Annotated in this window: 11 protein-coding genes; 2 read left to right on the top strand and 9 right to left on the bottom strand. The window is 66.2% G+C overall.

The features are described from left to right. Window positions 1–17: 17 nt before the first annotated feature. From ACESMY_RS03445 to ACESMY_RS03430, 4 genes are all read right to left on the bottom strand, one after another. Window positions 18–719 carry a nitroreductase gene (locus ACESMY_RS03445; protein ID WP_372782178.1) on the bottom strand — a complete coding sequence of 234 codons (702 nt, stop codon included), beginning with the start codon at window positions 717–719 and terminating at the stop codon, window positions 18–20. 86 nt (window positions 720–805) lie between these two features. Next, window positions 806–1,294, bottom strand: a complete 489-nt coding sequence (locus ACESMY_RS03440; RefSeq protein WP_372782176.1) for a GFA family protein — start codon at window positions 1,292–1,294, stop codon at window positions 806–808. 156 nt (window positions 1,295–1,450) lie between these two features. Beyond that, window positions 1,451–2,413 (bottom strand): hypothetical protein, encoded by a 963-nt coding sequence (locus tag ACESMY_RS03435; protein WP_372782174.1) that lies wholly within the window; start codon window positions 2,411–2,413, stop codon window positions 1,451–1,453. A gap of 437 nt (window positions 2,414–2,850) precedes the next feature. Then, complete coding sequence (locus tag ACESMY_RS03430; RefSeq protein WP_372782306.1) at window positions 2,851–3,057, bottom strand: response regulator transcription factor; 207 nt, start codon at window positions 3,055–3,057, stop codon at window positions 2,851–2,853. A gap of 702 nt (window positions 3,058–3,759) precedes the next feature. Here ACESMY_RS03430 and ACESMY_RS03425 point away from each other — a divergent pair. Then, the gene (locus ACESMY_RS03425; protein ID WP_372782172.1) at window positions 3,760–4,017 is read left to right on the top strand and encodes a hypothetical protein; all 258 of its coding nucleotides are present in this window, start codon (window positions 3,760–3,762) and stop codon (window positions 4,015–4,017) included. A gap of 3 nt (window positions 4,018–4,020) precedes the next feature. Here ACESMY_RS03425 and ACESMY_RS03420 read toward each other — a convergent pair whose 3' ends face one another. The 3 genes from ACESMY_RS03420 to ACESMY_RS03410 all read right to left on the bottom strand — a co-directional run bounded on the left by ACESMY_RS03420 (window position 4,021) and on the right by ACESMY_RS03410 (window position 8,204). Further along, window positions 4,021–4,740, bottom strand: a complete 720-nt coding sequence (locus ACESMY_RS03420) for a transporter (protein ID WP_372782170.1) — start codon at window positions 4,738–4,740, stop codon at window positions 4,021–4,023. A gap of 3 nt (window positions 4,741–4,743) precedes the next feature. Then, window positions 4,744–6,717, bottom strand: a complete 1,974-nt coding sequence (locus ACESMY_RS03415; protein ID WP_372782168.1) for an ATP-binding protein — start codon at window positions 6,715–6,717, stop codon at window positions 4,744–4,746. Window positions 6,718–7,157: 440 nt separating this feature from the next. Then, window positions 7,158–8,204 (bottom strand): ribonucleotide-diphosphate reductase subunit beta, encoded by a 1,047-nt coding sequence (locus ACESMY_RS03410; protein WP_372782166.1) that lies wholly within the window; start codon window positions 8,202–8,204, stop codon window positions 7,158–7,160. A 122-nt stretch (window positions 8,205–8,326) separates the two neighbouring features. Here ACESMY_RS03410 and ACESMY_RS03405 point away from each other — a divergent pair, with 122 nt between their 5' ends. Continuing rightward, window positions 8,327–8,983 carry a glutathione S-transferase family protein gene (locus tag ACESMY_RS03405; RefSeq protein WP_372782164.1) on the top strand — a complete coding sequence of 219 codons (657 nt, stop codon included), beginning with the start codon at window positions 8,327–8,329 and terminating at the stop codon, window positions 8,981–8,983. 10 nt (window positions 8,984–8,993) lie between these two features. Here ACESMY_RS03405 and ACESMY_RS03400 read toward each other — a convergent pair whose 3' ends face one another. Both ACESMY_RS03400 and ACESMY_RS03395 read right to left on the bottom strand, forming a co-directional pair. After that, the gene (locus ACESMY_RS03400; protein WP_372782162.1) at window positions 8,994–9,878 is read right to left on the bottom strand and encodes a lipid A-modifier LpxR family protein; all 885 of its coding nucleotides are present in this window, start codon (window positions 9,876–9,878) and stop codon (window positions 8,994–8,996) included. A gap of 225 nt (window positions 9,879–10,103) precedes the next feature. Next, complete coding sequence (locus ACESMY_RS03395; RefSeq protein ID WP_372782160.1) at window positions 10,104–11,963, bottom strand: ribonucleoside-diphosphate reductase subunit alpha; 1,860 nt, start codon at window positions 11,961–11,963, stop codon at window positions 10,104–10,106. Between the last annotated feature and the right edge of the window lie 306 nt (window positions 11,964–12,269).

Raw genomic sequence — 12,269 nt, 5'->3', positions numbered from 1 at the left:
CGCGGTGGCTGGATTGGCTACTCGTCGAAGCCCACGAACACCGCCGCATCATCGACGGACTTACGCTGTGACACCACCGCGTTCGCCGGGAAACTGTCGTCCGGATAGCCCATGGCGATGCAGATCATGATCACCTGGTCCTCGGGGATTCCCGCATGCTCCCGGACCACCGGCGACTGCATGATCCCCTGGCTGTTGATCACGCAGCCCAGGCCCCGCGACCAGGCCGCATTGACCAGCGCATTTGCCACCGCGCCGCAGTCGAACGGCGCGATGTCGCCGCCGTGGATCGAGCGGTCATAGGTCACCACGATCGAGACCGGCGCGTCGAACTGGCGAAAGCCGCGCAGCACCCAGTCCTGGCGCTTTTCCTGATCGTGCCGCTCGATACCCATGGCGGCGAACAGCTGCTTGGCGACCCCGATCTGCCGTTCCCGATGCGGGCCGGCGTATTCGCCATGGCTGCGGAATTCCCGCGACGACGGCACGCCCGCCAGGTTGCGCTCAGTATTGCCGGCCCGGATGCGGTCGAGCGGCGCGCCGGCCACCACGTAGAAATTCCACGGCTGGGTGTTCAGCGACGACGGCGCGCGCATCGCCATCTCGATCACGTCCTTGATCACCGCCTTGGGCACCGGCTCGGGCCGATAGCCGCGGATGCTGCGGCGGCCCAGGACGACGTCATCGAACGTCAGGGCGGTGTCCGGGCGTCGGGTCATCGGCGGGGTCCCCTGCAGGCGTCTCACCGGTTGGGTACAGCATAGGCGCGGGCGGCGTAAACTCGCCGCACGAGCCGCCGTCACCGCTAGCCCCAAACCAGTGAGGCCTCGCTGAGCACCCGCGGTGCGTTGCGCGTTCCGTCGGGCTCGGTCACGTGGTCCAGGTAGAGCTCCACGTCCGGCGGCAGGGCCACGCCCCTCTGGACCAGGCGCGTGAAGATATGGCGGCATGTCCCGGGCCCGCGGTCGAACCAGTCGGGATTGTCGAACGTGCCGCCGCAGAGGCCCAGCACCGTCGGAAACCGCTCGAACCGCAGGAAGACCGTCACGCCGCACCGGGCGCAGAAGTTCAGCCCGACCCGCTTGCCGCTGCCGTCGGATCGCCGTTCGAAGACCTTCGGCGCGGCCCCCGTCAGGACCACGTCCTCCACCCGGAAGATCGGTTCGACCAGGAACGCCGAGCCCGTGAACCTCTGGCAGAACCGGCAGTGGCAGACCGTGACCGTCAGCGGATCGGCGATCGTGAGGTAGCGGATGTCGCCGCACAGGCAGCCGCCCTCGTTGATGGTCGTCATGGTGTTCTCCTTGCGCGCGATGCGCGGCTCACGGCCCGGCCGGTCTGAGGGAGAGCCGCGGCGGGCCCGACGCCGCCATCGCGGCGCGGGCGATCGGCGGGCCGGGCCGGGCCGGGCCGGCCGCCGTGCGGTTGCGCCGGACCTTCCCGGCGGTCGCTAGGAGTGGTCGCCCCACATCGGCGCCGCGTCCCGCCGCCGCTTCCACCCCGGCCGCTTGGCCAGGCCGTTCATCCGCCGTTCCAGCGGCGCGGCCTCGCGCCTGGCCGCGGCCAGGCCCAGCGGGCCGTGGCGTTCGCCGATCGCCAGAATCTGATCGTCGAACCACCAGTCGCGGAACTCGCAGGCCTCGTCGATCTCGCGCGCGAAGTCCGGCCACCGGTGGAACCACCGAAGCAGCGTCGCCGCACAAGGCATCTCCGGCTCCCGCCCCAGGCCGCACAACGACGCGCCGGTCACGATCTTCGAGGTGATCGCCTCCGTCAGCTCGGCCGCCCGCGCCCGCGACCGGGCCGCCGCCGCCGTCCGCCGCCCGAACCGAAAGGCGATCTTCAACGCCCGGTCCCATTCCGGCTCCGCGGCCCGCCAGAGCATGGCCGCCTGCCGGTGGGGCAGCGACCGGTCGGTCTCCAGGATCCGCGCCCAACCCTCGCCGCGCGCCACGCGCACCAGGATGCGGTCGGCCACGGCGGGATCGAACGCGCCCCAGCGCGGCCGCGCACGGTGCTGCTCGGCGAGCCGCGCATAGCGGAACCCGCGCAGCCGCCACAGTCCCTCCTGGAATCCCACCTGGGTCCGCCGCCAGTAGCGATAGGTCGCCTGCCCCGGCATGCCGGGCTGGCCCACCACGGCCTTCACCCGTTCCCCGGCCGCCACGCGGGCCAGGAACGCCGCGGCCACCGCCTCGTCGAACGCGAACCGCCGCATCCAGTCCACCCGCCGCCGCGCCGCCGCCATGGCCTCCCGGAACGCCGGGTCCTGCCGCGACCAGATCGAGATGCTCTCAGGGGTGGGCAGCGCCGGGTCCCCCCGGCAGATGTCCTTCACCGTCTCCCCCGCCGCCACCCGCGCCAGGATCGCCGCCTTCACGGCGGGCTGGGGATAGGGCGTGGCGAAGGGCATGCGCGGACGATAGCACGGATCGGGCGGGATGAGAACATTTAGTGAACGATGATTCGGCTATCCCGCTTCCGAAGTGCGCCAGGAGCGGTCATCTCGACCGGCGCGGAATCCCGACATTCGCGTCGGGCCCCTCATGTCCGTTTCGGGGCGGGCGCGTGATTGCAGCTTTCGACCCATTGCTGGTCTTCCGGCCTTCTGCTGGGTAACCGTCGACCGCTCTCGCAGGACCCGCTCGGCGCGACGTCGCTTACGCTCAGTTTGACGACGTCCCAGGCTCGAAGCTTCACTCCACTCTGAAGAGATGCGTGAGAGTACTCTCAGCGAAATCCGAGGGCTGGCGATTGAGGCGAATGGACGTGCGCCCGGCGCACGTCTCTCCGCGGACTCCACGGGCATACGAGAGTCAGCATGGGGTGGCGTGCATCCCCTCAACTCGTCTAAGTGGTTCGATTGATGTCTTCTAGAGTGAAGCGAGCCACGAGGGCCGGTAGGCTGGTGGCGCCGGTTTTCTCCATAACGTGAGCGCGGTAGATTTCCACCGTGCGAGGACTGATGCCGAGCCCTCGGGCCATGATCTTGTTCGGCTCACCGCCGACCATCCGACGCAGCACTTCGCGCTCGCGGGGTGTCAGGTTAGCGAACATCCCGTCGTGCGGGGGATTCCGGATCGACCCAGGGCCGTCCAAAACCGGCGTTCCTGATGCTCGCGCCGGGCCACGGAGACGCCGCAGGATCGACCCCATGCGAACGAGCTGGACAGCCGCAGCCAGAAGCGCAGCGGTAATGCGCAGGCGACTGGCTAGCCCGCGTTCATTGAGGCGCGCAGCCAGACGGACGTAGCGCATGGCCAAGGACAGTGGCTGATCTAGCTCGGCAGGTGACGCTTTGTCGCCAGCGGAACTGACGTCGATCTTTGCGAGGGTTCCCGAGAGCGCAGGAACGTCGTGAGCGCCGTTGAGTGCGATCCGGGCCGCACGCGCCTCCCGCTCGAAGGGTTGCCTCGACCAAGTCATGGCCAGGATGCCGCACAGGGAAATGGTGCGTCTGCGGACGTGTGCTGACGGTTCATCGGCGCTCCTGGCCCCCACCAGCCTTGGACTCCGGTCACACTCTCCACGTGTCGTCTATGGCCCCCAGGACTTATGGTTGTTTTGTCGCGGTCCTGCGACGCGCACAGTTGGCAGGCTTCCCGATCTCGGCAAGTGGACCGCGTTCAACCTTTGGTAAAATCGTCGATCATATAAGTAATTATACGTAACCATGACACGGAATTAAATAAAACTTCGAGACACCATGGAAACAAGTCGAGACGTATGCGTTGCGAAATCCCCCGGGAGGGAAAACAAGTGCGTCACCAACGCGTCCTTTTTATCGATGACGACCAGATAATTGCCTCCGCGACTTGCGAGGCGCTGCGCGACTACGGCTACAGAGTGACGGAACTGCATTCGGCTTCGGAAGCCCTCGCCGAGACAGACGCCCCTGATCCGCTGTTCGCTCTCGTGAGCGATATCAACCTTGGCCCCGGCCCCGACGGATTCGACATCGCGAAGGACGCGCGCCCCCGAACCTCGACAACGGCGGCGAGCGTCGTCGGATCTTGACCCTTAGAACTCGACCGCCAGCGCGACCGTGCTGTGGACGTCCGCAGGCGTGTCCTGAGTGGCCAGTCGCCGCCCGAACGCGGATTGCAGCTTGAGGCCATCGTGGAAGGTCCATGCGGCGCCAAAGTTGATCTCGGTCTCGCCGTGGGAGGGGCGGCGCATCGGCAGGTCGTTGGCCCATTCAACACCCAGGGTGAGATGCTCGGTCATGGCTCTCTCGATCAGGAGGCTCACCGGCGCATGGTCTTCCGGTGTCTTGAAGCCGACCCGCTCAAAGCCCAGTTGCCCCGATACTCGCCATGGGCCGTAACCCTTGCTGACCAGAAGCGGAAGCTCGACCGCGATCCGCCCTTCGCCCGTGGGAAAGGTGACGTTGGGCTCGAACGCTACGGCCGGCCGGTCATTGGTTTCCGCAAGCGCGAGGTATTTCAATGCGACCTCGGTGTCTCCGAACCCGGACGCGCGCCGATCGCCATGGCGCGCCTCGGCGAACCGCGGCACCAGAGTCAGCTCCCAAGCCGGCGCGAGCGGCACGGCGAGGTCGAAGCCGAGGGTGCTGAAGTGGGCGCTGTCATGCCCAGCAATCCTGACGAAAGTCGAGAGTTCCAGCTTGTCGGCGATATCGATGTCGGTGGTCACATAGGGCGGCGCCTCCGCGTGGGCGGGCGCCGCGGTGATCGCGCCACAGGCCATTGCGGCGGCAAGGATGAGGCGGCGGTCCATCGTTCAGGCCGCCTCGGCTTGGCCAAGTTCGCGACCGGTGCGGATCGCGAGGAGCGTGCCGTAGAGCGAGGCGACATTCATGGGCTTGGCCAGGTGCGCGTCCATGCCTGCCGCCAGATATTCGGCCACCTGGTGCTTCATGACGTTGGCCGAGAGGGCGACGATGGGGATGCGCACAGGGCCGATCTGCGCCTCGCGCCGCCGAATCTCCTGGGTGGCCGCCACGCCATCCATCTCCGGCATCTGGACATCCATCAGGATCAGGTCGAACGGCTCCTGCGCCCAGGCCTCGACCGCCAGCTTGCCGTTTTCGACGACAACCGGCTGCACGCCCAGGGAATGCAGCACGGTTTTCAGCACGAGCTGGTTGGTGGCGTTGTCTTCCGCCGCCAAGACCCGCAAGCCCTCCAGGCTCGTCTCCGGCGTCTGGTCGGCGGTCGGCGGCGCGGGCAGGGAAAAGACCGGCCCCAACCACGGCAGCGGCAGCCGAACCCGGAAAGTCGTTCCCGCACCCAGCCGGCTCTCGACGGCGATCGTACCGCCCATCAGCTCCACGATCTGCTTGCAGATGGTCAAGCCCAGGCCAGTGCCACCGAAGCGCCGGGTCATGGTGTTGTCGGCCTGGACGAACTTGTCGAAGAGTGTCGCCAGGGCTTCCTCTGTTATGCCGATCCCGGTGTCTCGGATGCAGATGCTGAGGTCCCTCCCCGCCGCCGAAGGGGTGCTTTCGATATTGACGCGCACTTCGCCTTCGCTGGTGAACTTCAGGGCATTGGAGATCAGGTTGTAGAGGACCTGACGCACGCGGACGGAATCCCCCCGCCAAAGGCCGGCGGCCTCCTCGTCGATGGTCATCGAGAACGAAACGCCGCTGGCATTTGCGATCGAGGTGAAGGTCGCGTAGGCGCCTTGCGCGACCTCGACGATGTCGAAGGGTGCGGCCTCCAGATCCATGCGGCCGGCCTCGATCTTGGAGATGTCCAGGAGATCGTTCAGCACGGAGAGCAACGTCGCCCCGGACTTCTGGATGACGTCGAGTTGCTCGGCCTGGGTTGGGCTCAACTCCGAGGCCGCCAAGACCTGCGCCATGCCCAGCACGCCGTTCAGCGGTGTACGGATCTCATGGCTCATGTTGGCGAGGAACTGCGACTTCACGAGATTGGCTTCCTGTGCCGCGTCCCGGGCGGCCGTCAGGTCGCCCATCGTCCGCCGAAGTTCGGCGTCGTAGGCCTCGAGTTCGCCGAGCAAGGTGTTGAATCCGCGCGTCAGGCGGCCCAGTTCGTCATTGGATCGCGGATGTACGCGCAGAGAGAAGTCCTTGGTGCGGCCGATCCGGTCGATAGCCTCGCTGAGGTCGCTCAAGGGGCCCAGCATGCCACGCACGATCACGCGTGCTGCGAGCCCCGCCAGGGTGGCGCTGAACAGCGCCAATCCGAGGGCAGACAGGATGTTGCGGCCAAGCGATCGCTCGATGTCGGCCTCGCTGGCGATCATCACCAACTCGCCAACCCTATGGCCGCCGAGGATAACGGGCTGATTGATCTCAAAGCCGCGGGAGTTGAAGGCCGATCGCGCGTCACCTCTGGGCTCGAGACGGAATTCGCGCTGGCCCGCGCGCACGAAATCCAGGCGCTGCCCGTTCAGGGACACATAGCTGGCGGCCATGGCCTGATCGTCATTCTCGAAGATGGCGTGCGCCCGGGCGGCGGCGAGGCTATCGCCGTGTTCGACGGCGAGGGCCGCCACCGCGGCGAGGCTGCGCGCGTCGCCCAGTTGGTCGCGCGCCAGATCGGCCCTGTCCGCCGACCAATCCTGCCATTGGAACAGGGCAAAGCTCAGTGCAAGCGCGCCCACGGTTGCGGTGACGCAGAGCGCGATGGTCTTTATAGAAAGAGAATAATGACGTATGGAAAAGCGTTCTCGAATAGTGTCCAAGCGATCCGTTGCGCTCGTCTGAAATATAGTCGCCAATATCATGGGTCCACGCATCGTGGTAGATGTTCAAAGATTCTGCTCGCATCATGAGATAAACTTGAGTAAATTCGATTAACACCGCGCCTAAGTAGATATACCTAGGTAACTTGGATGCTCTGGATAAATCCGCCAGGGGATCAGTGTTGCCCATAGGCAGGGGTTCCCAACCTCCGCAATGGTTCGAAAGCCGGCATCGGGGTTTGGCCCGGAAGCAGACGCATTGAATGTCGTCTCTGAGTCAGAAGCGGCCTGGACGAGGCAGACCTTGAACGATCTTAAGTCGGGACAGCCGATGGCCCTCTCAGATCGCGTGGCGGGGCGACGGACGCGTCTATTCTAACGGCGCCGGGGTGGGTTTTGTCCGCCGCGGCGTTATCGAGGCGGGCTCCCTGGGTGACGCTCCATCTAAGCGCTTTGACGCCCGCCGCTGACTTTACGCGGCCCTACTCCCCCGCCCCAACCTCCGCGGCCGTCCGCTTCGCCTGCATCCGGTCGAACTCGCTCCAGACGCCCTCGTTGCCGTGCCACTGCCCGCGGGTCGCGGCCTTGGAATACTCCGTCGACCGCGCCTCGAAGAAGTTGGCGTGCTCGACACCGCTCAGCATCGACTGCAGCCAGGGCAGCGGATTTTCCTTCACGCCGTAGACTTCCGGCAGCGCGAGCTGGCGCAGGCGCCAGTCGGCGATGAAGCGGATGTAGCGCTTGATGTCGTCGGGCGTCATGCCCTGGACCTCGCCGGCCTCGAAGGCCAGGTCGATGAACTTGTCCTCCAGGCCGACCACCGTCTTGCAGCAGTCGACGATGTCGTCGGCCACCGCCTTGGTCACGCAGCCGGTCTCGGCCTTGAAGGCGTGGAAGACCTTGATCATCCCCTCGCAGTGCAGGCTCTCGTCGCGCACCGACCAGGAGACGATCTGGCCCATGCCCTTCATCTTGTTGTGGCGCGGGAAGTTCATCAGCATCGCGAAACTGGCGAATAGCTGAAGACCCTCGGTGAATCCGCCGAACATGGCCAGCGTTCTGGCGATGTCGGCATTCGATTCGACGCCGAACTGCTGCATGTAGTCGTGCTTGTCGCGCATGGCCTGGTAGTCGAGGAAGGCCGTGAACTCCGAATCCGGCATGCCGATCGTCTCGAGCAGCAGGGCATAGGCCGCGATATGGATCGTCTCCATGTTGGAGAAGGCGGCCAGCATCATCTTCACTTCGGTCGGTTTGAAGACCCGGGCGTAGCGCTCCATGTAGTTGTCGTTCACCTCGACGTCCGACTGGGTGAAGAACCGGAAGATCTGGGTCAGCAGGTTGCGCTCGCGGTCGTTGAGCTTGGTCGCCCAGTCCTTGCAGTCCTCGCCCAGCGGCACCTCCTCGGGCATCCAGTGGACCTGCTGCTGCTTCTTCCAATATTCGTAGGCCCAGGGATAACGGAACGGCTTGTAGGCCGCCGACGGGGTGAGCAGGCCGGGAAGGGTGCGGATGTTTGAGGCGGTCACGGCGGCGGATTTCCCGTAGGCTGGCGAGGGCTGAGATCGAAGTTAGCCACCGATTTCCAACCATATCTAGCGCCAAGTTGGCGCACCCACCCAAGATGTTGTGAACAAGCCTGGGGACGAGCATGAGTGACGACTATCTGGTCTATGGCGCGGCGGGCTCCGGCTCGACGCCGGTCGAGGCGACGCTGACCCTGCTCGGCGAGCCCTATCGGGTGATCGAGCGCACGGTGTGGGCGGACGCAGCCGCGGCCGACGAAATGGAGAAGGTCAATCCGCTGCGCCAGGTGCCGGCGCTCGTTCTCCCCTCCGGCGAACTGATGACCGAGAGCGCGGCGATCCTCATCCAGCTGGCCGACAGCCATCCGGGCTCGGGCCTATCGCCGGCCTGGGATTCGCCGCTCAGGCCCCGGTTCCTGCGCTGGATGACCTATATCGCGGCCCAGATCTACGCCCTCTACTGGATCCGCGACGACATCACCCGGCTGGCTGCCGACAAGGCCCATGAGGCCGTGCTGCGCGAGCGCACCGCCGCGCGGATCAGCGCCTGCTGGACGATGATGGAGCTGCAGGCGCCGCCGGCCGGGCGGTTCATGTTGGGCGACGAGCTCTCGGTGCTCGATCTCTACCTGGCGGTGGTGTCGCGCTGGGGCCCGCGGCGCAGGGGCTTCTACGCCGCCGCCCCGCGCTTGGGCGAGGTCGCCCGCCACGTCGACGCCGAGCCGCGCCTGGCCGCCTTCTGGGCCGAGCGGTTTCCGTTTTCGGAAGCGTGGGAGGGCTAGCGCCCGCGCCTCAGCGCGAGCCGGGCTTCACCGAGAGCGAGAAGGCCACCATCGAGTCCTCGCGGGTGTCCTGGCCCCAGATCATGTGGGCGCCCTTCACCTCGCGGTGGATGTAGCCGAGCGAGGTCTGCATCGGGCCTTTGCGGAAGCCGACGCCGACCTGGGCGTCGCCGATCAGGGCCGAGGTCTGGTCGGTGGTCCAGCCGGCGCGGTCCCAGCCGGTCTCGCCATGCAGCATGTTGAGCCCGACCGCCCGGCCGCTCGCCGCGGCGAACAGGTACCAGCGGCCGCGGTCGCCGAAGGTCGAGCCGTCGCGCAGCCCCAGCGCCTTCAGCCGGTCGGCCGTGGCGCTGTCGCGCTGCTCCAGCCGAAGGGTCGCCCCGGCTTCCGCCGAGCCGCCGAGGTTGGTGACGCCGAGCCCGGCGTGCGGGGTGAGGCGGAGGCCAAAGGTCCGGGCGTCGAAGGCCAGCGCCGACGGCCAGTCGCGGGTCAGGGCGACTTCATAGGCGTCGGCGTCATATTGCGATCGCGCGAGGCTGGGGGGCAGGCCGCCCAGGGTGCGAAGGGCGCCGCCGACGCTGACGCGCAGGGAGTCCACCGGGCCCCCGCTGGAGGCCGGCGAAATCTGGGTGGTTCCGGTCATCCAGCGCACCAGGCCCGCGCCCGGCTCATAGGCCTCGCGGTCGAGCAGGCGGCTGATCGGATCGACGTCGCTGGAGGCGGTCCTCGGCGCGAAGGCCGCGTCGTTGAGCAGCGCCAGCACGCCGAGCGCGTCGGCCTGGTTGTCCGGCGTGTGGATTTGGGTGGAAAGGCGGCCACTCGAAACCGTCTGGGCCCCGGCGGAACCCGCCGCGGCGAAGGTCAGGACGGTGGCCAGAATAGCCAGCGGCCGCATCGTCTCGTCTCCCCAGCCGCAGCTCTTGTCGCCTGCGGGCCATCGCTATCTAGCGAAAGTCCCGAGCGGCTCTGCGGTTCCCCGAAGACAGCCTAGGGGTGTCCCTAGCCTTCCGCGAGTCAATTCTTCGACCTGCAATAGTCGTGCCGGAGGCCGTTAAACATGACTCGCCTCTTAGGCGTGTGACAATTGGCGGGTCTTTACCTTAGCGATCCAAGTCAAGGCCTATTGGCAGGCCAGGCATTCCTCATAGTCGGTCTTGGCGACGCCCGACATGTCGACCGCGACCAGCGCCTCGCCCCCCGCGTGCGACGCCCGCTGAACCGACTTTGACCGCAAGTAATAAAGAGACTTGCAGCCACGCTCCCACGCCTGCCAATGCAACATATGCAGATCCCACTTGTCGATATTCCCCGGCAGGAAGAGATTTACCGATTGTGATTGGCAGACATCTGGCGTGCGGTCGGCCGCCAACTCGATCACCCAGCGCTGGTCGATCTCGAATGCCGTCTTGTACACATCCTTGTCGTCCTGGGACAAGAAATCGAGATGCTGGACCGAGCCTTCGTTCTCCAGGATCGAGTCCCAGACGGCCGGCGTGTTGTGGCCGGTCGTCTCCAGAAGCCGCTCCAGATAGGGACTTTTCACCGCGAAGGTGCCGGAGAGCGTCTTGTGGCTGTAGATGTTGGCCGGGATCGGCTCGATGCCGGCCGAGGTGCCGCCACAGATGATCGAGATCGAGGCGGTCGGGGCGATCGCCAGCTTGTGGGAAAACCGCTCCATCATCCCGCGCTCCTCGGCGTCGGGGCACGGGCCGCGCTCGGCGGCGAGGGTGCGCGAGGCCGCGTCGCACTGGCGGCGCAGGGTCTTGAAGAGCCGCATGTTCCAGCTCTTGGCCAGCGCGCTCTCGAAGGGCACGTTCTGCGCCTGCAGGAAGGTGTGGAAGCCCATCAGGCCCAGGCCCACCGAGCGCTCGCGCTTGGCCGCATAGACCGCATTGGCCATTTCCGGCGGCGCGCGGTCGATGAAGTCCTGCAGCACATTGTCGAGGAAGCGCATGACGTCCTCGATGAACGTCGGATGGTCGCGCCACTCCAGGAAGGTCTCGGCGTTGACGCTCGACAGGCAGCAGACCGCGGTGCGCTCGGCGCCCAGATGATCCTTGCCGGTGTGCAGCATGATCTCCGAGCACAGGTTCGACTGGCGCACCGACAGGCCGAGCTCGCGCTGATGCTGCGGCATGGCCCGGTTCACCGTGTCGGCGAAGATCAGGTAGGGCTCGCCGGTCTGCAGCCGGATCTCGAGGATCTTCTGCCACAGCGACCGCGCGTCGACCTCGCGGACGACCTCCTTGGTCTTCGGCGACCGCAGCCCGAACATCTCGCCCGCCCGCACCGCCTCCATGAATTCATCGCTAATCGATATGCCATGGTGCAGATTCAGGCTTTTGCGGTTGAAATCGCCCGAGGGCTTCCGGATCTCCAGGAACTCCTCAATCTCCGGGTGATGGATGTCGAGGTAGACCGCCGCGGAACCCCGGCGCAGCGAGCCCTGGCTGATGGCCAGCGTCAGCGAGTCCATCACGCGGATGAAGGGGATGATGCCGCTGGTCTGGCCCGCGCCCTTCACCTTCTCGCCGATCGAGCGGACGCCGCCCCAGTAGGTGCCGATGCCTCCGCCGTTGGAGGCCAGGTGGACATTCTCGTTCCAGACGCTCTGGATGCCTTCCAGGCTGTCGGGCACCGCGTTCAGGAAGCATGAGATCGGCAGGCCGCGGCCCGCCCCGCCGTTCGACAGCACCGGCGTCGACGGCATGAACCAGAGCTTGGAGATATAGTCGTAGACCCGCTGCGCATGGTCGGCGTCGTCGGCGTAAGCCGTCGCGACCCGGGCGAACATGTCCTGGTATGACTCGCCCGCCAGCAGGTAGCGGTCCTCCAGCGTGGTCTTGCCGAAATCGGTCAGCAGCGCGTCGCGCGAGCGATCGACCTCGACCTTCCGGACCAGCTGCAGCTGCGGACGCGCGGACGCTTCCACAACCCGTTCAATCGCCTCGGCAATCCCAACTTTCGCCGCTTCACTCATCGTCCCTGACCTTATGCCCCTGTAGAACCCGCCGCCCCCGGCTAGCTCTAAGCCCCTACATGTTGTGGGTGTGGAACCCGAACAACCCACATATGGGGCACCCGTCCTAATGACTCGTCAATGAGGGCGGCCCTTCGGCGCCCAGCTTTTTTCGTAAACCAAAGGTTAACAGGCGTTCGCGCCCTCGGCAGATCAACCACTTGGCACACGTCGCCGCACCCCCGGTCACGAGACTGTGACCGACTGGCCGGCGAGCGGCCAAGCCGGTGCGATCGGCGGCGCCAACCGGGCGTGGAAATCCCGCCC

It is taken from the genome of Phenylobacterium sp., assembly GCF_041691455.1.
GTDB lineage: Bacteria > Pseudomonadota > Alphaproteobacteria > Caulobacterales > Caulobacteraceae > Phenylobacterium.
The sequence above is the reverse complement of the archived record's forward strand: the minus strand, read 5'-3'. Positions and strand labels throughout refer to the sequence as shown.